This is a genomic window from Kribbella catacumbae DSM 19601, assembly GCF_000372465.1.
In the GTDB taxonomy this organism is placed as follows: domain Bacteria; phylum Actinomycetota; class Actinomycetes; order Propionibacteriales; family Kribbellaceae; genus Kribbella; species Kribbella catacumbae.
In genome coordinates this window covers 104973-125334 of the sequence record NZ_AQUZ01000004.1, presented here as the reverse complement: position 1 = coordinate 125334, position 20362 = coordinate 104973, and the positions used below count along the sequence as shown (strand labels likewise).

15 protein-coding genes are annotated in these 20362 nt (G+C 66.8%); 12 read left to right on the top strand and 3 right to left on the bottom strand.

The window, feature by feature from the left end; genetic code table 11:
- From A3ES_RS0105885 to A3ES_RS0105875, 3 genes are read left to right on the top strand one after another with little or no spacing between them, the layout of a single operon-like run.
- The gene (locus A3ES_RS0105885) at window positions 1-1047 is read left to right on the top strand and encodes a type III polyketide synthase (RefSeq protein WP_020385855.1); all 1047 of its coding nucleotides are present in this window, start codon (window positions 1-3) and stop codon (window positions 1045-1047) included.
- Window positions 1047-1574, top strand: a complete 528-nt coding sequence (locus A3ES_RS0105880) for an isoprenylcysteine carboxyl methyltransferase family protein (RefSeq protein WP_020385854.1) — start codon at window positions 1047-1049, stop codon at window positions 1572-1574. The genes A3ES_RS0105885 and A3ES_RS0105880 overlap by 1 nt, the downstream gene beginning before the upstream one ends.
- Window positions 1571-2590, top strand: a complete 1020-nt coding sequence (locus tag A3ES_RS0105875; RefSeq protein WP_020385853.1) for an NAD(P)/FAD-dependent oxidoreductase — start codon at window positions 1571-1573, stop codon at window positions 2588-2590. The genes A3ES_RS0105880 and A3ES_RS0105875 overlap by 4 nt, the downstream gene beginning before the upstream one ends.
- Before the next feature lie 257 nt (window positions 2591-2847).
- Here A3ES_RS0105875 and A3ES_RS0105870 read toward each other — a convergent pair whose 3' ends face one another.
- The gene (locus tag A3ES_RS0105870) at window positions 2848-4401 is read right to left on the bottom strand and encodes a PucR family transcriptional regulator (protein WP_020385852.1); all 1554 of its coding nucleotides are present in this window, start codon (window positions 4399-4401) and stop codon (window positions 2848-2850) included.
- Window positions 4402-4491: 90 nt separating this feature from the next.
- Between A3ES_RS0105870 and A3ES_RS0105865 the strand changes: the two genes are divergently transcribed.
- Entirely contained in the window at window positions 4492-5760 is a 1269-nt protein-coding gene (locus A3ES_RS0105865; protein WP_020385851.1) for an NAD(P)/FAD-dependent oxidoreductase, read from the top strand.
- Window positions 5761-6207: 447 nt separating this feature from the next.
- On the opposite strand, the gene trxA is transcribed toward A3ES_RS0105865, so the two are convergent.
- Together trxA and A3ES_RS0105855 are read right to left on the bottom strand one after the other, a co-directional pair.
- The gene (gene trxA / locus A3ES_RS0105860) at window positions 6208-6597 is read right to left on the bottom strand and encodes a thioredoxin (RefSeq protein ID WP_020385850.1); all 390 of its coding nucleotides are present in this window, start codon (window positions 6595-6597) and stop codon (window positions 6208-6210) included.
- A 101-nt stretch (window positions 6598-6698) separates the two neighbouring features.
- A complete protein-coding gene (locus tag A3ES_RS0105855) occupies window positions 6699-7574 on the bottom strand; it encodes an aldo/keto reductase (RefSeq protein WP_020385849.1) in 876 nt (291 codons plus the stop codon).
- A 571-nt stretch (window positions 7575-8145) separates the two neighbouring features.
- Between A3ES_RS0105855 and A3ES_RS56665 the strand changes: the two genes are divergently transcribed.
- The 8 genes from A3ES_RS56665 to A3ES_RS0105805 all read left to right on the top strand — a co-directional run bounded on the left by A3ES_RS56665 (window position 8146) and on the right by A3ES_RS0105805 (window position 19947).
- Complete coding sequence (locus A3ES_RS56665) at window positions 8146-9444, top strand: conjugal transfer protein (RefSeq protein WP_169501751.1); 1299 nt, start codon at window positions 8146-8148, stop codon at window positions 9442-9444.
- A gap of 49 nt (window positions 9445-9493) precedes the next feature.
- Entirely contained in the window at window positions 9494-9781 is a 288-nt protein-coding gene (locus A3ES_RS0105845) for a hypothetical protein (RefSeq protein WP_020385848.1), read from the top strand.
- The gene (locus A3ES_RS0105840; RefSeq protein WP_020385847.1) at window positions 9781-10353 is read left to right on the top strand and encodes a hypothetical protein; all 573 of its coding nucleotides are present in this window, start codon (window positions 9781-9783) and stop codon (window positions 10351-10353) included. The genes A3ES_RS0105845 and A3ES_RS0105840 overlap by 1 nt, the downstream gene beginning before the upstream one ends.
- Window positions 10340-15169, top strand: coding sequence for an ATP-binding protein (locus A3ES_RS51045; RefSeq protein WP_020385846.1), 4830 nt, complete (start codon window positions 10340-10342; stop codon window positions 15167-15169). The genes A3ES_RS0105840 and A3ES_RS51045 overlap by 14 nt, the downstream gene beginning before the upstream one ends.
- Window positions 15170-15796: 627 nt before the next feature.
- Entirely contained in the window at window positions 15797-15988 is a 192-nt protein-coding gene (locus A3ES_RS53835; protein ID WP_157630359.1) for a hypothetical protein, read from the top strand.
- A gap of 81 nt (window positions 15989-16069) precedes the next feature.
- Entirely contained in the window at window positions 16070-17152 is a 1083-nt protein-coding gene (locus A3ES_RS51040) for a VldE C-terminal domain-containing protein (RefSeq protein WP_020385843.1), read from the top strand.
- 96 nt (window positions 17153-17248) lie between these two features.
- A complete protein-coding gene (locus tag A3ES_RS46375) occupies window positions 17249-18295 on the top strand; it encodes a M48 family metalloprotease (protein ID WP_083933218.1) in 1047 nt (348 codons plus the stop codon).
- Window positions 18296-18453: 158 nt separating this feature from the next.
- Window positions 18454-19947 carry a type IV secretory system conjugative DNA transfer family protein gene (locus A3ES_RS0105805; RefSeq protein WP_157630357.1) on the top strand — a complete coding sequence of 498 codons (1494 nt, stop codon included), beginning with the start codon at window positions 18454-18456 and terminating at the stop codon, window positions 19945-19947.
- Window positions 19948-20362: the final 415 nt, after the last annotated feature.

Here is a 20362-nt window from a genome sequence, read left to right as displayed (position 1 = left end):
ATGACGCGGATTGCCTCGGTGCAGGCGGCGTTGCCGCCCCACCGCTATCCGCAGCACGAGTTGACCGAGGCCTTCGCCGAGATCTGTCTGCCCGACGGCAAGGGCGTCGGGCTGCTCCGCCGGCTGCACGCGAACGCGGGCGTGTCCCACCGGCATCTCGCGCTGCCCTTGGAGCGGTACGGCGTACTGAAGGATTTCGGCGAGGCCAATGACGCGTGGATCTCGGTGGCGGTCGACCTGGGGGCCGAGGCTGTCTCGGGTGCGTTGGCTGCTGCCGGGCTAACTGTGGATGACGTCGACATCCTGATGTTCACCACGGTGACCGGGGTGGCCGCGCCGTCGATCGACGCGCGTGTCGCAGTACGGCTCGGCTTGCGTGAAGACGTCAAGCGGCTGCCGCTGTTCGGGTTGGGATGTGTCGGCGGAGCGGCGGGGATCGCGCGGCTGCACGACTATCTCAAGGCGTGGCCAACGCATGTGGCGGTGTTGCTGTCGGTTGAGTTGTGCTCGCTGACGCTTCAGCGTGATGACTCGTCGCTGCCGAACTTGGTGGGCGGCGCGCTCTTCGGCGATGGCGCGGCGGCCGTAGTACTGACGGGGTCGGAGCATCCCGCGGCCTCGGGGCCGTCTGTGGTGGCGACGCGTTCGCGGCTCTATCCCGACTCGGAGCGGGTGATGGGGTGGGACGTCGGATCCGGCGGATTCCGGATCGTGCTCGGTGCCGACGTACCGCAGGTGGTTCGGCAGTATCTCGGCGGCGACGTCACGGCGTTCCTCGCGGAGCATGGCCTGACTGTTCCGGAGATCGGTACTTGGGTGAGTCACCCGGGTGGGCCGAAGGTGCTCGAGGCCGTCGCGGAGACGCTGGACCTGAGACCGGGCGCGCTCGAACTGACCTGGCGATCACTCGACGCCGTCGGCAACTTGTCGTCCTCGTCGGTACTGCACGTGCTCGGTGACACCCTGCGCCTGGATCCTTCGGGGATGGGCGTGTTGCTCGCGATGGGCCCAGGTTTCTGTTCCGAGCTCGTACTCCTGGAGTGGTGATGGATTCGTCGTTGTGGTGGTACGTCGTCCTGGTCCTGGTCGTCGGGCTCGAGCGCGTGGCCGAACTGGTCGTCTCGCTGCGCAACGCGGCTTGGAGCTTCAAGCAGGGCGGGGTGGAGTCCGGCAAGGGGCACTACCCGTTCATGGTGGTGCTGCACACCGGGTTCCTGGCTGGCTGTCTGGTCGAGGCGATCGTGGCCGACCGGCCGTTCATCCCGGCGCTCGGGTGGTCGATGTTCGCCGTCGTGTTGCTGGCGCAGGGGTTGCGCTGGTGGTGCATCAGCGTGCTCGGGCATCAGTGGAACACCCGGGTGATCGTCGTACCGGGGTTGAAGCTAGTTGCTAAGGGCCCCTATCAGTGGATCCGGCATCCGAACTACGTCGCGGTGGTGGCGGAGGGGATCGCGTTGCCGCTGGTGCATACGGCGTGGGTGACGGCGGCGGTGTTCCTGCTGCTGAACATCCCGCTGCTGACGATCCGGATCCGCGCGGAGGAAGCAGCGTTGGACTCCGCGCTGACGAAGTGATCGACCTCTTGGTCGCCGGTGCGGGCCCGGCCGGCGCGGCGACTGCCATCCGGGCCGCGCTCGCCGGCCTGTCGGTGACCGTCGTCGAGCCACGCAGGTCGCCGATCGACAAGGCGTGCGGCGAAGGAATCGCGCACAGCGCGGTGGAGTACTTGGACCGGTTGGGCGTGCGGCTCGAGGGCCGCCCCTTCCATGGCATCCGGTACCTCGACGCTCAGCACGCGGTCGACGCCCGCTTCCACGCGGGCCCAGGCCTCGGAGTACGCCGTACTACCCTCCAGCGCGCCCTCGCGGCTCGGCTCGCCGAACTGGAAGTACCTGTCATCCCCGTCCGCGTCGAAACCATCACCCAAAACCAGCACTCGGTCACCGCCGCCGGAATCACCGCCTGCTATCTAGCCGCCGCCGACGGCCTCCACTCCACAATCCGCCGCCAGCTAGGTCTGGGTGCTGAGCAGGACAAAAGTGGGCCGCGGCGCGGGCTTCGGAGGCACTACGCCGTCAGCCCGTGGTGCGATCTCGTCGAGGTCTACTGGTCGTCTCTTGGTGAGGCCTACGTGACGCCGGTCGCCGACGACCTCGTCGGGGTCGCGATCCTGACCTCTGCGAAAGGCACCTTCGACTCTCATCTGGAAGCCTTCCCCGCCCTCAAGCGCCGACTGTCCGGCGCAACCGAGGCGACCTCCGTGATGGGCGCCGGTCCACTGCGCCAACGCGTCCGCGGCCGGGTCGCCGGCCGAGTGCTGCTGGTCGGCGACGCGGCCGGCTACGTCGACGCACTGACCGGCGAGGGCATCGCCGTCGCGCTCCGAACGTCTGCCGAGTTGGTCCGGTGCGTCGAGGCCGACCGGCCGGCGGCGTACGAGGCGGCTTGGCGGCGGGCGTCCTGGGAGTGCCGGTTCCTCACCGGTTCGTTGCTCTGGGCCCGCAACAGGTCGTTGCTCGCTCCCCGCATCGTCCCGGCGGCCGCGCGGCTGCCGAAGGTTTTCGGTGCCATCGTCAACCAACTCGCGTAGCGGATTCTGCTGGAAACGCACGCGGGCCCGGCGATCGCTCAGACGATCGCCGGGCCGCACGGTGGCCGAGCATCCTGGTGAAATGCTCGCCCGTTTGCTCCAGCCTCCTGGTGAAAGGCTGGAACGATCTGGCCCCAGCCTCCTGGTGAAAGGCTGGGACAAGTTCCCGGTGTTTCTGAGGTAAAGATTGCCAGCCAGATGTTGCCCATCCATTGCCGGAATATGAAGCCTTGTTACCTGGCCCTGTGGCCTACGTCTCAGTGCTCGGTGCGGACGGCGGCAATCTGCAGTTGCAAGGCGAGCCTTTCGCGCGGATTGGCCAGATCCAGCTTGGCGATCTCGCCGATCCGTTTCATCCGGTGCCGCAAGGTATTCGTGTGCAGATGCAGCTGTTTGGCCGCTTGCTGCGGCTGGCCCGGATAGTTCAGCCAGGCCTGCAAGGTGTCGACGAATGCCGTGTCGTGCTCGATGTCGTGCCGCAGCAAAGTCGCGAGCGGGCCGTCCAGCTTGGTGGTGTCCAGTGAGGTGACCGCTCGATGAACGGTCAGGATGTGCCAAGCCTGCTCCACCCGCAGCGCCGGGCCGGGCGCGAGCTCACGGCGTACCAGGCCTAGCAGTTCGACCGCCTCCGCCCGGGAGCTCGGTAGGTCCGCCGGGCCACGCGCACGCCCGCCGGCGGCGGCCGTAGTACCGGGGAATTCTTTGGCCAGGTCGGTGACGAGTTTGCGCAGCCAGCGCCAGGACCCAGGGCCGTCGCCATCCGAGACGACGGCTAGGACGATGCCGTCGAGGTCGGCCAGCTGCGGCTCGCTCCAGCCGTGGCGGCGACCAGTGGACTCCCACAGATCCAGCTCCTGCGGTACGTCGTACGCGGCAGGCGAACCGAGCGCTACCACCCGCCACGGCGGCGACGGCAGCCGTACGTCGAGTGGATTGTCGGGGGAGAACTGCCGCAGGACAGTACGCAGCCTGTCGATCGCACTGCGCCTAGCGACGTCAGCCTGGGCCCTGAGTCGCAGCAGATGGAGTGCAAGGACCGATGCCGCGTTGCTCAGCTCAGTAGTCACCTCTGCGCTCACCGGGCCATCCACTACCGCCCAGATAGACCCCAGCCACTCACCACCGGCCCGAACCGGTACTACGAGCCGCGGGCGGATGCCGTTGGGCCCGTCGGGGACAAGGAAGGGCTCACTCGACCGGGCGAGGCGTCGGAAGATCCCTCGGGCCCTGAAGTGCGCGATGACCTCAGCAGGCACCCGGCGGCCGACAATCGTCGACACCCGGGTCGGGTCAGTGTCAGAGACGTCATGGAGGCTCGAGTAGGCCAGGACGCGCGACTGGTTGTCCTCGATCGTCACCGGCGCATCGACGATGGCGGCAGCGGCATCAGCCAGTGCGAAGAGCTCCTGGTGTACTCCGGCGTCGCCTGCGGCGGGGGAGTCGGGCGCGGCCGCCCTGTCGATCACGCCCCGCAGTAGCCACACCACGTGGGCCCAGGTGACTGTCGGCTGCAGTGCGACCAATGTGAGCTGCCGCTTCTCTGCTTGCGCCACTACAGCGGGGTCCTGGGCGAGTGCGGTGCGCAGGATGATGCCGGAGGCCCGGCCGGCGGCACAGCGTTCCAGCAGCTCTACTGCTTCCTCCGGGCTGCCCAGGCCGAAACCGAGGACCAGGTCGCCCGGCTGCCCGGTCGCGGACTCCTGCGGGTCGGCCAGGAAGACGTCACGCACCTCGTCGTCGCCGTGCCCGGCGACAACGATCTCGAACAGGGCCGGTCCGACCGCAACGACCAGGTCAGGGACAGTGATCATGAGGTTATTGTGCTCTCGCCACCGTCATTTAACCCAGCCTTGGTGCGATCGCACCATGACAGCGGTCCAGGGCGGCCGCACCATCGATACATGGTCGCTTCCGTGCAAGGTACTCACATCGTCCCCGACCGGGTCGCCGTCGTCGGCGCCGGCATGGTCGGCCTCGCCACCGCCTGGTTTCTCCAGGAGGCCGGGATCGAGGTCACCGTGCTGGACCGCGAAGGTGTCGCCGCCGGTGCCTCGTGGGGCAACGCGGGCTGGCTGACCCCCGGCCTGGCGACCCCGCTGCCGGAACCGGCCGTCCTCAAGTACGGCGTCCGCGCGGTGCTCAGCCCCTCCTCGCCGGTCTACGTACCGCCGACGGCGAGCCCGCGGCTCATCTCCTTCCTGACCCGCTTCGCTCGCAACAGCACCGCCGGACGCTGGAAGACCGCGATGGAGGCGCTGGTGCCGATCAACCGGCAGGCGCTGAACGGATTCGACGCACTGGCCAAAGCCGGCGTCGAGGCCGAGACCTACGAGGCCAAGTCGTTCCTGGCGGCGTACCGGACGCAGGCCGAGCGGGCCGTGCTGCTCGAGGAGATCGAGCACATCCACGCGGCCGGCCAGGGCATCGAGTTCGAGGCGATCACCGGCGACGACGCCCGTGAGATCGAGCCGTCGCTGTCCGACGAGATCGGCGCCGCGATCCGGCTGCACGGCCAGCGCTTCATCAACCCGGGCGAATACGTGAACATGCTCGCCGACTCGGTCCGCGCCCGCGGCGGCTCCATCGTCACCGGCGTCACCGTTACGGACATCGTCGACGAGATCCGCGGCGTCCGGATCGTCACCGCCGAGGGCGAGAGTACGCCGTACGACGCGGTCGTGATGGCCACCGGCGCCTGGCTCGGCGACCTGGCCCGGCAGTTCGGCGTGAAGACCGTCGTCCAGGCGGGTCGTGGCTACAGCTTCAGCGTGCCGATCGCCCATGTACCGGCCGGACCGGTCTACTTCCCGGCCCAGCGCATCGCCTGTACGCCGCTCGGTGACCGGCTGCGCGTCGCCGGGATGATGGAGTTCCGCAAGCCCGACGCGAAGCTCGACCCGCGCCGGATCGACGCGATCGTGGAGGCAGCCCGGCCGCTGCTGCGGGACGCCGACCTCGACGCCCGCACCTTCGAGTGGGTCGGCCCGCGTCCGTGCACCCCGGACGGCCTGCCGCTGATAGGTGCCACCGCGTCACCTCGCGTCTTCGCCGCCGGCGGCCACGGCATGTGGGGCATAACCCTCGGCCCGATCACCGGCCAACTGCTCGCCGAAACCATCACCACCGGCCGTATCCCGACCGAGCTGGCGCCCTTCGACCCACTCCGCTGACCCCACCGATCTCCCGTCGCGGCCGAGCCGTACCACAGCCGCCTCCCCGTGACGGGACCAAACGGCCTCCACCCTGCAGGAGACCACCAGCCGGCCCCGAATTTCTCCCGGGGATCCGGCAGCGCCACCCCGGGCCCGCGACTCCGCGGCATCCCGGCAGCACCACCCGGGCACCGTGGCCCCACGGTCCCGGCAGTACCACCCGGGATCCGTATCCAACGGAGCCGGCGCACCGCCTGCGGCTCCCACCCTGCTGGGAGACCGCGGCGCAGTACCCGGCCTCCGCGACGCCTCACTCGCGGAAACCGGCAGCGGTCCGAACCCAGCGCCTGGCGGGACCGCGAGCGCAAAACCCGGCTCCCGCGATGCCGCGCGGGAGCCGGCCGCAAAGAGCAAGCGGTCCAGACCCGAACATCAGGTCTGGACCGCTTCTCTATATATAGGTGCTCAGTGCGTGTGCGGCTCGGTGCCGTGCTCGGCCTCGTGGGCCGCGATCTGGGCGCGAACCTCTTCCATGTCGACCGCGCGAAGCTGGCCGATCAGGTCCTCCAGCGCCGCGGCCGGCAGCGCGCCCGGCTGGGAGTACAGCACGACGCCGTCACGGACCGCCATCAGCGTCGGGATGGACCGGATCTGGAAGGCCTGCGCCAGCTCGACCTGGTCCTCGGTGTCGACCTTGCCGAACGTGATGTCGTCATGCGTCTCGGACGACTTCTCGAACACCGGCCCGAACGCCTTACACGGACCACACCACTCCGCCCAGAAATCCACCAGGACGAGTCCGTCGGAACCGACGACCTTGTCGAAGTTCTCCTGGGACAGCTCGACCGTTGCCACTACGACCTCCGAAGTTAGACGAATACGCCCTCTACAACAGTGCGGGAGCCGTCAGTGTTCCCCAGCCCGCGCACCGGAGGGTGTGTCCCTCGTACGGACGATCAGATCGGGATGTCGACGAACGGCGACTCGTAGTCCTGCACCTCGTCCAGGATCGCAGCCGCGTCGTCCGGGCTGAGACCGGCCCGCTCCTTCTCGGCCTGGACCATCTGCTGCAGCAGCCTGGTCTCGCCGGCGGTCGCCAGCCCGGTGATCTCCGGATGCCCGTTCAGCAACCAGGCCGTGGCGGCCGTCACGTAGCGTTGCTCGTCGAACGGCCGGTACCAGGTGTCGTACGTCTTCTCCTCGCCGTCGCGCCAGTTTCGCCGGGAGATCATCTTGATCGTCATCAGCGCCGCATCGCTGGCCTGCACCGCTTCCACCAGCGCTGCGTAATCATCGGCGTACCGCGGATCGGTGGACAGCTTGTAGTTCAACGGCGTCAGCACGCTGTCGAAGTCGAATCTCCGCAGCCCCTCGCGATGCACCGATGGCGCCTCGTCGGTGTGCCCGGTGATGCCGATCGCCGACACCATTCCCTCCTCCTTGGCCCGGATCGCTGCCTCGAGCGAACCGCCCTTGCCGGTCACCAGGTCGAGGTTCTCCAGATCGCAGACCGCGTGCATCTGGATCAGGTCGAGGCGGTCGGTCTGCAAGCGCTCGAGGGAGCGGTTGATCTCCGCCCACGCCTCGTCGTACGTGCGCCGTCCGGTCTTGGTGGCCAGGAAGATCCGGTCCCGGATCTCCGGCATCCGCGGGCCGAGCCGCAGTTCGGCGTCGCCGTAGTCGGCGGCCACGTCGAAGTGGTTGATCCCGGCGTCGAGGGCCTCCTGGATCGAGACGTCGGCGCGATCCTGGTCGACACCACCCAGCGATGCCGCGCCGTAGATCAGTACCGAGCTCTGGTGCTCCAGCCGCCCGAGTCGACGAGTCTCCATCGCTTGTCCTCTCAAAGTCCGCAGGTCGGTCAAACATTAGTCCTCCGTACCCCGCCCCCGCACGCCATCTCCGGCGCCCGGCAGGGCGCCTCGCGGCGCCGGAGGCGAAGGCACGATGAACCCCGCATCGAGCCTCCGCCTCCGGCTTGCGATGCACCCCACCGGACACCGGAGCTGACATACGGTTTCGGGGTACGAAGGACTAGTACTTTGACCCCTCGCCACGGGAGAGTTTTCCACAGGCTGGGCAGCTGGATCGGTTACTATCTGTGATCAGTTGGATCGTTCTGCTTACCATGTTGTTCGCACGGATATTCGAACGTCGGTTCCGTGTGGCATGGTGTGCGCTGCCTGATCGACTTGGTCGGGCATGAGAGAGGAGTTATGGCGACGGTACCGAAGGTGTCACGCTTCACCCGTGAATGTGCACCGAGCGTGGAAGCGGGTAACAGTATGGCTGCGGGGAGCGATGGAGCATCCGGATCCTGGTCTCAGGACTCCCGGTGGACAGTTGCTTGCCGTATCCTCCCGGCTACTGTCCGCGTAACTGCTGTTTGAGGGGCGGGTAGCGATGAGTTGGTGGCGAACGTTGCTGAATCTGCCGCCAAAAGGTGAGCACTGGGCGGACCAGCGGCGAACGAAGAAGGCGGGCAGGCAGCGCCCGCAGAACACCGCACCGGAGTGGTGGGCACACCCCGATGGCCCGGTGTCACCTACGCCTCGCCAGGCGCAGGGGGTAGCAGCGCAGTACAGCCAACCCCAACCTCCGAACTCCGGTGGCGTGATGGCACCGCCGCGTCGCCCGCAACAGCCCGGCACCCAGCCACCTCCCGGTCAGGCACCGCCTGGCCAACCCCCAGCAGCCGGTACTACGGGCCAGCCGCCGGCGGGCGGCAACCGGCCCCCCGAGCGGCTCCGGCAGCGATCGCCGCACGGTGCCCACGCGGCGCCCGGCCCGGTCCGCGAGCCGATCCTCGAGCCCAACCAGACCCCCTGGTCGACCGAGCCCGAGTCCTCCTTCTCCACCTGGGCGCGGCGGTTCTTCCGCGGCTTGGTGGTCGCCGTCCTGCTGCTCGCCGCGATCAGCGGCATCCGGTCCTGGGTCCGGCCGAACAACGTGCCCTCGACCGTCGTCACCGGCCAGTCCGGTTTCCCGGCGGACGAGGCGCGCGCGGTCGCGACGCGGTACGCGGTGTCCTACCTGAACTGGGACGAGGCCAACGCCGACGCCCGCCCGGCCGCGATCGGCCTCGACCTGGCTGCCGGCCTGGACGCCCGCGCGGGCTGGAACGGCCGTGGCAAGCAGACCGCGGACAAGGCCTATCCAGGCGAGGTCAGGGTCGCCTCGGGCGGGGTGACCGCGGTCGTCGACGTCCGGGTGCAGGTCCGCGCCTTCACCAAGTCCGGCCGCGCCTTCGTGCCCGGCCCGTACACCTGGCAGCGAGTCTCCGTGCCGGTGGCGCGGACGTCATCGCGGGTCGTCGCCAGCGGCCCGCCCACCTTCGTCGCCGACGAGCGGGCCGCGTTGCCCGACAACATGCCCGAGGCGGGCGTGCCGGACGACGATCTGACCGCGGCGACTCTCAAGGACGCCGAGGCCTTCTTCAGCGCGTACGCCGAGTCCGACGCCAAGGTGGAGGCGGTGACGGCTCCCGGCGCCGCGATCCGCAGCCTCAACGGCGTGGTGAAACTGGGCGACCTGAAGGCCTGGCAGGTCTACACCGGAAACGATGACGAGCGCCGGGCCACGGCCGCCGTCACCTGGAACGGGGCCGGGGATACCACCCTCGACCAGACCTATTCGCTCACTCTTCGGCGTACTGTCGCCGCGGACGGAGCACAGCGATGGCAAGTGGCTGCCGTCGGATGACCACAGCAGACTGCCGTCGGATGACCGGAGTACCAAGGGAGATACCGCAATGATGACGCACCAACTCGCCGCGAGCGTTGCGCAGCTCGTCGCGCCGCTGGCTGACAGCAATGTCCCCACCGGGGCGGACTTCAAGGACTGGGTCCTGGTCATCGCGGGGAACATCTTCATCGCGATCCTCGTCCTGCGCGCGATCGGCCACTACTTCAAGCGCGAGTGGGGCGAGCTGTTCGGCCACATCGCGGCCGGCGTCCTCGTCGGTGGCCTGATCTATGCCAACAACCAGACGATCAACGTGCTCAAGGGGTTCTGGGGATTGCTGGCCGGAGGTAATTGATGCGTGTCGGCCGCACCCTGACCCACCATTTCGAGATCGAGACCCGGCAGTACGACCTGCTCGGCATCGACCTCGGCGAAGGCGCCCGACGGCGGATGATCATCTTCGGTGCGGTGATCATCCTGGTCTGGATCGCTTTGCTCGTCCCGTTCATCGGGGTGCCGCAGAAGGCCACCGTCAGCCTGTACGTCGTACCGCCGTTCGTGATCACCGCGTTCGGCTGGCGGGCAGGCAAGCACCATGAACGCCGCCGCCGCGTGACCGAGTGGGCGCTCGCCGTCCGCTATGCGTTGCGCGCCCATCGCCCGATCATCGGACTTGGCGCCCGGGCCGCCGACAAGACGGAGTACCTGCCATGGCGTGAGCGCGTCGCAACCCAGAAGGTGGCCAACCTGGCGAAGGCCAGGGTGACCCCGGAATGGGAACGCGAGGACGTGGTGGAGCTTGACCCGCAGGTCCGCGCCGGCGCGGACATCACCGTGAACCAACGGGCCCGCCTGCTGGGGGCGGACCACGTGCAAAGGGTCAGTCGCAGGACGTCGTCGGGAAGAGGCACTGATGAAGATCGCTGACAAGCTCCTGAACCTGGTCGGTGTCGGCCGCGAACGCGGCCTGCCGCCGCCTCGTCTGGTCGCCATCGCCGACGGTCTGCTGGTGACCGAACGCAGCGCCGAGGCGTGGTTCCTGATCTCGGTGGCGAACACCGACCTGGCCACCGAGGCCGAGCAGGACGCCGCGCTCGACGCGGCCGTCAGCGCGGCCGCCACCATCCTCGGCGACCGGCTCAGCCACCTGAAGGTGGTCTGGGGCCGCTCGACCGGCCAGGACTACATCGACAGCGTGACGGGCCACTACCGGCTCGGCGACCACGAGGGCTGGGCGCAGACCCGCGCGGACCGGATCGACGAGATGCGGATGCCGGAGCGCTACGTCGCACTCGGCGTCCACCTCAGCGACCGGGACCCCCGGGCGACGGCGCAGGTCCGCGGCTCGATCAGCGACGCCCTCGGTACGACGTCGTGGCGGGTCAGCGCCCGCGAGCTCGCGCACCTGGACGAACGCGTCCGCAAGCTCGCCCGCCAGCTCGGCTCGACCGTCTGGCGGGCGCACACCGCTCCCGCCGAGGTGATCTCCTGGCTGGTCAGCCGTGAGATGCACCGCGGCGCCGTCGCGGCTCCCCGCCGCGGCCTGATCACCGGCGCCTCGCTGGCCCGCCTCACGGCCGGTCGAGTCGTTCCGTACACCGACCACCTGCGCATTTACGACACCCGCGGCCAGATCGCGGCGTACACGACCGTGCTGGCGATGACGGACTTCCCCGAAGAGCTCGAGACCCCGGGCGCGGGGGAGTGGCTGCGGACGCTGTCCGAGATCAAGGCGATCGACGACGACGGCGACGAGATCGACGTCACCGTCGAGGCCTCGGTCCGATTCCGCGTACTGACCAAGAAGACCGCGCGTCACCTCGTCGACGAGACCCGCAAGAGCGCCAAGGAACAACGCCGCTCCGCTGCCAAGGGCACCGCCGAGGAGACCGCCGACGAGATCGTCGAGACCGAGCGGATCATGCGCGAGGTCAAGCGGGACATCAACCGCAGCGGCCTCACCCTGGTCGAGGACCACCCACGCCTGCTGGTCAGCGCGGACACCCGCGAAGACCTGGAGGCGTACGTCGACGCCGTCATCGCGCACTACGCCGACCGCGGCATCACCGTGGCGGCGGGCGCTGACGAGCAGCGGGACCTCTGGCTGGAATCGCTGCCAGGCGACCAGCTCCGGGTGCCCGACCTCGGGCACGTGCGGGAGTCGACCGCGTTCTTCGGATCGTGGTTCTGGGGCGGCGCGTCGATCGGTGACGCGACCGGTCCTTCCATCGGGTATCTGACCGGCTCGACACCAGGACTGGTGCGCTTCGACGCCGCTGCCGGATCCGCCTTGGGTGACGCGACGACGACGTTGTTCCTCGGCCGATCGGGTCGAGGCAAGACGACCGCCGCCATGCTGGGTGGCCTCGACTCCGCCTTCGCCGGCGCTTGGGTCCCGCTGCTCGATCTCAAGGGTGACGCGGCCGGCGTATCGGCGGTAGCCGCGGAGTACGGCGTACCGACTGCTGTCATCGAGATCACGGCACAGTTCTCGGGTGCTGCCGACCTGCTGCGCGTGTTGCCTGTGGATGACGCGTTGCTGCAGGCGCCTTCGCAGCTGATGTTGCTGCTCCCGCCGCATCTGCGGGGTGCTGCGGAAGCTCCTGTGATGGCGGCGACCCGTGCTGAGATCCAGTCGCCCGATCCGTCGTCATGGGGAGTCATCCAGCGGCTTTGCGCGGCTGAGTCCGAGACGACCCGGACAGTCGGGTTCGCTTTGCGCGACCTGGTCGAGACGGGTCTTGGTTCGGTCGTGGCCGGTCCACCGTCGGGTCTGTCGTCGCTGACGACCAACCCCGGACTGTGGGTCGTCCAGATGCCCGGCCTGACGCTGCCGTCACCGGAGTCCGCGCCGGAATCGTGGTCTCCGATCGAACGCGTCGGCATGGCCTGCCTCCGCGGCTGCCTCGCCTGGATGGTCCGTACCACCGGCCGGCGCGAGTTCCGCGGCCGCTCCAAGGTCGTCATCGTGCCCGAGGTCCACCTGCTCACCAAGACGCCGGACGGCGCCTCGTTCCTCGACTACATCGCCCGGGTCGGCCGTGCCCTCGGCGCCTCCCTGGTCCTGGACACCCAAGACCCTGCTTCGATCCTGAAGCTCCCGGGTCTGGTGGAGCAGATCACCACCCTCTTCGCGTTCAGCCTCCGCTCCCGCGAACAGGTCGACTCCCTGCTCGAACTCCTGGGCCGCCCCCAGACAGCGCCGTACCAAACCCTCGTCCGCGGTATCAACACCGCCGCCAACGGCAAGAGCATCCGCCACGGCCACTGCATCATGCGCGACCGCTGGGACGAGGTAGCCACGGTCCAGATCGACATCCCAAGCCAACGAGTAGCCGAACTACTCCGCACCACCCCAGAGTCCGAACACGACCTGGAACCAACCCAACCGATCCTCCCGCCCTACGAGGACCCGGACCCCTTCGCCGAAGACGACGAAGACCGCGCCGACGCCCTACAACCAGCCGCCGCCGCCCTAGCCCAAGCCGAAGCCCACACCCAGGCCGAAGCCCACACCCAGGACCCCGTCCAGGACGCCCCGCTCCCCTCAGTCCCCCTAGTCGAACACCTCACCCGCCACCCCCAACGGCCAAGACCGCCACCACCCACCCCGCTACGAAGCCCCCATCGGCCCCAACGAGGTCTACGACCAAGAAGCCGACGAAGCCGCCTACAACGAAGCCATGTACCCCGCCGAGCCCTCAACGTCGCCCAGCGACCAACCCCAACAAAACGGCTCAGGCAAAAAGGAGCATGTCGCATGAAGTGGTCGCTCCGGATCAGAACGGCGCTGACCGTCCTGTCGCTCTCCTTGATCATCACCGCCCAGTTCGCGCTGGCGGCCGATCCTCAGCAGCAGACCACGCCGACTGGATTCGGCGACCTCCTGCCGGTGCCGGACCTGACCCATGGCGACACTCGCACCTTGTTCGAGCAGTACAACCCGATGGCCTACAGCCTCGAGTACGAGGGCAGCTTCAGCGATCCGTTCCGGCCGGTGTTCAACTCCTTCGCCGAGCTGCTGATGCTCTACATCGTCGCCGCAACTCGTGCGGCGATTGCGATCGGCTGGTGGTTGTTCTCGTTCACGGACATCCGGGCCTTGATGGACGCGACATCACACGCCATAGGCGATGTCAGCACCCAACTCACCGGTTGGCTGCTGCCCTCGGCGCTCGCATTGGGTGCGATCGCGGCCTACGTGCAGCGCAGGACGAGTGGTACGGCTCTCGGTCAACTCGTCTGGGTTTTCGCAGCGGGACTGCTGGCGGTCAGCCTGGCGCTCGGTCCGGCGACCTGGCTCAAAGGCGTCGACGGTGCGCGCCAGGTGGGCGCTCAAACTGTCATGGGAGCGTCTGGGCAGGTAGTCGGTGGGACGATGAAAACGCCCTTTGAGACACCAGAGCCAGCGTTCCCGGGCACGCCGCGGGACACGATGCTGAGGAAGTCGGGGGACGCTGCCTGGCGTGGCTTTGCCGTGACGCCATGGTGCATCGCGGAGTTTGGCTCGATGGAGGCCTGCGCACGCTACGGCAAGGGCATGCTCGATGTCGGCATCGATAAGAGCCAGCGCATGGACTACATCAAGAACAACGTCGCCAAGGCCGAGGGTGGCGGCGATACCCCGACGGTCAAATGGGCGAAGGGTGAGAATCCATTCGGCCGGATCGGTGTACTGCTGATAGCTGCTGTTGCCGCGACCTTGTTTGCGTTCCTCAACATCGGACTTGCCGCGACGGCGTTGATGGCGTTCGTCGGTTGCTTGGTAATGCTGGTCGTCGGGGTCGTCTTCGCGTGCCTGTTCATCATTCCCGGTAGATCTCGCCAGTGGGGTATGAACTGGCTCGAAGCGTTACTCGGCTTGGTTCTGCAATCAGTGGCTGCCATGCTCGTTTTCGGCGTTGCCCTGTCGTTGCTCACAGCGGTCTTCGGGCTGAGTCAGAGCCTTGGCTGGCTGCCTGTCACTGGGCTCGCACTCGTGGTTCTGATCGCAGCGTTCCGGCTGCGTAGGTTGCTCGAATCGATGACGACGATGATGCGGCCGGGCGTAGGCAGCATGATGATGGGATCCTTCGCCCGGCGTGGGGCGGTGCAGGCGGTCCGCCGGGTGATAACGGCCATCCGGAGTCGCGGATCATCGCCTGCCACTGCAGAAGGCGAGAGGGGCCGGCCGACGACTCAACGCGGCGGAGGGCAGGAGTCGGACGGCCGCACAGACACCAGCAGGGTCTATCGAAAGATGCCCGCTCCCGGGTCGGGCCGAGGGCAACAGTCGGAGGGACAGGCCGACACATCTCCCGAACGCATCGTCGGCAGGCCCGGTGACCCATCGAGACCTGGCGTCGGAGGATCCGGCGCCAAGAAGCCCGGCGATCGGCGGGATGCGACTAGCCGCCCCGGCGGGATCCCCGCGCTGGGTGGCAACAAGCCGTCGACAAAGCGAGTGTCGAGAGACATCTATCAAGGCGGCACCATCGAGGTCGCCAAGCCGACCGTCGGCTCTAAGAAGAACTCGACCGAACGTAGTTCGGGTCGGCACGCGAAAGCCTCGGTGACCGCGGCGCAGTTGCGTCAGGGACGGTACGAGCCCAGGAGCCTCGTCCAGTCGGCGAGCCTCCGAGAGGGTCCGCCGAAGGCGACGAGGGAGATTCGTAAGGTCACAGCCTCTCAGCGACGGTACAGGGAGTACTCAGCTGCTCGGAGTAGTGGGCCGACCAGCCATCGCTCCGCGGGCGGACGGTGATCCCGCGTGGGTTCACGACCAGGGCGTAGGGAGGCGAATCGCGGGGACCAGACTGGGGACGGTCTTTGGGCCACCGGAAGTGCTCCAGACGAGGATGAGCATCGCTCACGGCGAGCACGCCGGCGTGACGATCTTGCTCGGCAACGCGCGACGCTGCGGGATCGGCGCACGAGCGAACCGGCGAGTCCAATTGGGGTCATCGTCGTCATCGTCCTGCTGGCCGCCCTGGTGCTTGGGATCGGTGGCGGCATGCCTCGCCTGTTGAACCGTGGCTCGGAGGACCAAGGACCAGTAGGTGTGCTGACTCCTCGAGGTCAAGGAACGGAAGCGCCACAGGCGTCCAATGGTCCACAGCCCGGCGAGACGCCGGGGGCGACTCAGTCCTTGACCACGCCGCCGATCCAGACGGAGCGACCAGGGGCAGCGCAGACCGCGTCAGCGGATGGAACCGCAAGGAACTGGGCCAACCTGTTCTACACACGCACGCCAACCAGTGAGACCTACGAGCAACTTGTGGGACGTGCGGCTGAGTTCACAACCTCCGAACTGGCGTCGAGTTTCTCCAGCGCGGGCGATGCCACGTATGACGCGCTCAGAACCTCCGCTGGGACATCGAAGGTGGTGTCGGTGACAGTTGCCGACCCGCGCCCGGATACGGCACCGGTGGACACGCCGACTCGCATCACCAGGCTAGTGACGGTCACGGTTGCGACCACCGGTAAGAGCGCCTCGCGGTTCGAGATCCCACTGCTTCTCACTGTCATCCCCGAAGGTGACCGCTGGCTGGTCAGCGCGGTGAACGGTGGCACTGGACCATGAGGCCCCGGAGCGACCGTGTATAGCACCAGGGATCTGGCCGGCGCAGCGGGTCTCGGCGCGGCCAAGGGAGTCGTGACAAAAGTGGCGGCGGCCGGAGGCCTGTTGCTGGTGACGGTTGTAATGATGCTTGCGCCGTTCGGAGCGAGGGGCGATCAGGTCAACGCGGCCTGTCCACCAGGCGTCGTCGGCGGAGCCCGTGATCCGGTGCCAAACGGGCAGTTGCGCATCACGCAGATCGCGTACGCGAAGATCATCGACGGCGTAGCTATTTCCCGTGGGCTCCCGGGGCAGGCAACTCTGGTCGCCCTGATGACAGCCCTGCAAGAGTCGCAGTTGCAGAATCTCACCTATGGTGACCGCGACTCGGTCGGTCTCTTTCAGCAGCGGCCGGGGGCCGACTGGGGGACCGTGGAAGACATCATGGATCCCGTCTATTCTGCGCAGGCCTTCTTTGGTGGAGACTTGCCACCGAGTCCGCCCGGTCTGGTGGACATCAATGGTTGGGAGTCGATGCCCTACACCGTCGCTGCGCAGGCAGTTCAGGTGTCGGCATTTCCGGATGCCTATGCACGTCATGAGGACACGGCTCGCGACATCGCGGAGCAGGCCGGTATCGACCTGAACAGGGCAGGCAATCCCTACGCGGGGAGGAAGGGCGCGGTGCCAGTTCAGCCCGGGGCGGCGCCTTCGGGGGACGATGGCGCGGCGCAATGTGGCGGTGGCCTGGTGGGCGGTCGACAGATCGGCGGAGTCTGGCCGCCCGAGGAGCAGTCCATTACGGATCCGACAGGCACGGGCGGATTGGTGACACCTCGGACTGCGGCCTGGGTGGCCAAGGCCAAGGCAGCCTTGCAGAATCCAAGCATGTCCTGCTGGGACGCACATCTCTGGAATCCCACCAGTGACCATCCGAAGGGCAAGGCCTGCGACCTCATGGTCGGTGGCGACGGGCGGAGATCGGCGCCGGTCAAGGCCAGAGGTGACCAAATCGCGAACTGGACCTTGCAGACGGCGGCGACGACGGGCGTCCGCTACGTGATCTGGTACGGGAAGATCTGGAGCGCTAGAACTGGTCAGTGGCGGCCGTACAACGGTGGTGGCGTCTACAATCCGACGGATGCGACTGGTGGTCACTATGACCATGTGCACGTGTCGATGTACTGACGATCGGCAAGTCGCTGGAATGACGATGAAACCTGGCAATGTACTCAGCGAAGGGATCTTCTACTGTGCAGCCGTCCTGTGGATTGAGGGCATCCCATGACCGGCTCTAACGGCAACGACGACAAGCCGGGACGGTTCTCGCCTGACGACTGGCAGCCCCCAATCAAGCCGACCCAAGGCGGTGCCCCGGATGCGCCGGACTCTGCTCCTGGGTCGTTCTCCTTCGATGATCCTGTCTCGTCGACTCCCATTACTCCACAGAGGCCGCGGATATCCGTTCCGTCGGCAGCCCAGTTGCTGCTGGGGGTTCCCTGGGTGATCTGGAGCCTCGGGATTGTCTCTTCGTTGTCGGTGATGTTCTTCGACGGCTTCGCTGCAGTCGTCCCGGTGGTGCTCTGGATACTGTCGGGTCTGTTGATCTTGTGGCCGCGTACGGAGTACTACCTTGCCAAGTACTTCTTTCGCCTTCGCCAACCGACCATGCTCGAGCAGCAGAAATTGAATGTCGCCTGGCGTGCCGTGTGCTCCCAGGTTCACGTCGATCCGGACTATTACAAGCTCTGGATCGAGGAGTCGGACGACATCAACGGGTTCGCGATGGCCGGGAAGTCGGTCGCGGTGACTCGTTGGGCGCTCAACTCCTTGCCTCCGCGTCAACTCCAGGCCGTCCTTGCTCACGAACTCGGGCATCATCAGGGCGGGCACCCGTGGGCTGCGCTGGTTGCCTTCTGGTACTCGTTACCGGGCCGATCATTGGCCGGTCTGGCAGCCGCCATCTTCCGGATGGGGCCGGTCGTCGGCTGTCTATTCGGTGGGTTCTTGTTGTGCTCTGCCGCCGGATTGGCCCTGACCTCGCTGATCTTCAACCGTGGCTGGGGCTGGGCCTTCTATACGCTGATGCCGCTACTTGTGCCGATCCCACTCGCGTGGTTCAACAGGAGGAGCGAGTTGATGGCAGACCAGGTGGCAGCGGATCTCGGCTACGCCAGGGACACCGTCGCCTTCCTCTATGACCTTCAGGCGCAAGGGGAAGATGTCGCCAGACGTGCGGCCGGCTGGAGAGGCGCCGTCTACTCGAGTCATCCGTCGCTCGCAGACCGCATCACCGCGCTCGAACGCTATCTGCGGAACAGTGGATCATGACCAAACGCCGTGAACAGTTCGAGGCCCTGAGGAAGAAACTGGCGGCCATTGCTGATTCGGTCTCTGGCCCTGCCGGTATACCAACGCTCCCACCGGTCGGCCTTGCTGTCCCGCCCTGGGAGTCGATCCGAGGTGCGCACCCGCGCCTCGCGGAGCAGTTGGACGAACTCGCAGCCAGCGCTGATTTCAACGATGTCGACCGTGCACGCTTGACCAACGCGATTCGGGGCCGCGCGGCAGAGCCTGCGGAACTTGAGCGTCTCGCGCAGACGATCGAGCGTGACCGTAGCGCTGCCTTGGTACATCCCTCACAACAGCGAAACCTGCCAGGTCAGCGTTTCGCACGGCACAACCTGCTGGCTGGCCAGGTACGGCTGGGTGAGGTCGTGCCAGATCATCGAGGTGACTTCGAGATCACTGGTGACTTCGGGATCGACCTGGATGTACTGAGGACCTCGCTCCTCGTGATCGGTCCCCCCGGATCGGGCAAGACTCGCGGATTGGCGACTCCCATTGTCGAGCACCTGTCGTTGGCGGCTTTGACCGGCAAGGCCAGCATGGTCGTGGTCGACCCAAAGGCGATGGACTTCGCCTACGACGGCTGGTTCGACGTCACCATCGACCCGTTGAGCCCAAGCTGCGGTTTCAGCCTCTTCGGTGGTTCCCGAACGGCAGATGTTGCGGCAGACCGCTTGGCTTCAGCTCTTCTGCCGCCGCAGGTGAGCGACGACAAGGCCTACTTCATCGATGCCTCGAAGAATGCCCTTTACGCCTGCTTGGCGCCCTTCGAAGCAGCGTACGAGCGCTGGCCGACGGTCCCTGAACTCCTCGGTCTCCTGCGGGCGGAGCAGTCTTCGATAGACCGAGTGAAGGAGCGTCTCAAAGGGCCTGGGTCGAAGGACATGAAAGCGCTCCTCGACACCCGGAAGAGTCAGTCGCTTCGTACCGCCGATCCTGCGGCAAGTCTTGTAGAGCGGTTCGCCCTACTCGACCGGCCAGCGCTGCGCCGACTGTTCGATCACCAAGGTCCGACTTTTCAGATGCGTGACCTCAACAGGCCGGTGCGGGTTCGAGTCGCACTGCCCGAGGCGGAGTACCCGGACGCCTCGCGGATTCTCGCGCGCCTCGTAGTGTCGCAGTTCGTCCAGATCACCTCGTCGGCGGAGACCGATCGCTCCATCTTCAAGTCTCTCGTGATCGACGAGGCCGGACGATTCGTCGACGACTACGTAGCTCGGGGCGTTCAGAAGCTGAGATCGAACAATGCCGGATTGGTCCTCCTATCGCAGACGATGTCGGACTTCCCGATCGAGGTTCGGGCGACGATCTTCGGTTCGACCGGGTGCAAAGCGGTGTTCGGCGGCATCGACCCGCTGGACGCAGATATCTTCTCGAAGTGGTTCGGCGACCAGTACATCAACGAGACGACGATAAGTCGCAGTGCGCAGTCGGGAACGCAGTACAACCAGTACGGGAGGCCGGACGGGCGTAGCCATAGCGAGACAACTGGCTATAGCGTCCGCCGGGTGGAGCGAGCTCGGTGGACCGTGTCCGACATCATCACGGGCGTGCCGACCGGCCATGTCCTGATTTCGCTGGCGCGATCCAACGGAGCGCGGGTCGGCCCGGTTCTCGTCAACCTCCGGGCATAAGCAGACCGCGGCGCACGGAGTCGGATCCAAAATGCGCCGCGGTCTCATCAGCCTCAACGGTGTTAGCGCACCTCCGCCGACACGACTACCTTACCCGACACTGGCCTGGTCACGGCTAGGCACTGCTTGCTAGCCTCTAGCCACAGACAGAAGTACCACTCGGTGCCTTCGTTCACTTTGTGATCGATTCGCCTTGTGGTTGTTAGCGCAACTGTTTGGCGATCTTTCACCTGTCCTCAGGAGTCGGATCCTATGGTTACTGCTAACACCCGCCGTACGCGCACTACTTTCGTCAAGAGAGTTGAGCGTTGGAATGCCAACTTGGTTGCACTGACCTCGTTGATTACGAGCCTTGTTGGTTTGCTTCGGCAGACTGTTCAGGTTGTTCTCATCGTAGTTGCTGCCGTAGCGGTGT

Coding starts and splice junctions, on each gene's coding strand:
- A3ES_RS56665 (WP_169501751.1), top strand. CDS start 8,146: ATGAGTTGGTGGCGAACGTTGCTGAATCTGCCGCCAAAAGGTGAGCAC.
- A3ES_RS0105885 (WP_020385855.1), top strand. CDS start 1: ATGACGCGGATTGCCTCGGTGCAGGCGGCGTTGCCGCCCCACCGCTAT.
- A3ES_RS0105845 (WP_020385848.1), top strand. CDS start 9,494: ATGATGACGCACCAACTCGCCGCGAGCGTTGCGCAGCTCGTCGCGCCG.
- A3ES_RS51045 (WP_020385846.1), top strand. CDS start 10,340: ATGAAGATCGCTGACAAGCTCCTGAACCTGGTCGGTGTCGGCCGCGAA.
- A3ES_RS0105870 (WP_020385852.1), bottom strand. CDS start 4,401: ATGATCACTGTCCCTGACCTGGTCGTTGCGGTCGGACCGGCCCTGTTC.
- A3ES_RS0105880 (WP_020385854.1), top strand. CDS start 1,047: ATGGATTCGTCGTTGTGGTGGTACGTCGTCCTGGTCCTGGTCGTCGGG.
- A3ES_RS46375 (WP_083933218.1), top strand. CDS start 17,249: ATGACCGGCTCTAACGGCAACGACGACAAGCCGGGACGGTTCTCGCCT.
- A3ES_RS0105865 (WP_020385851.1), top strand. CDS start 4,492: ATGGTCGCTTCCGTGCAAGGTACTCACATCGTCCCCGACCGGGTCGCC.
- A3ES_RS0105855 (WP_020385849.1), bottom strand. CDS start 7,574: ATGGAGACTCGTCGACTCGGGCGGCTGGAGCACCAGAGCTCGGTACTG.
- A3ES_RS0105840 (WP_020385847.1), top strand. CDS start 9,781: ATGCGTGTCGGCCGCACCCTGACCCACCATTTCGAGATCGAGACCCGG.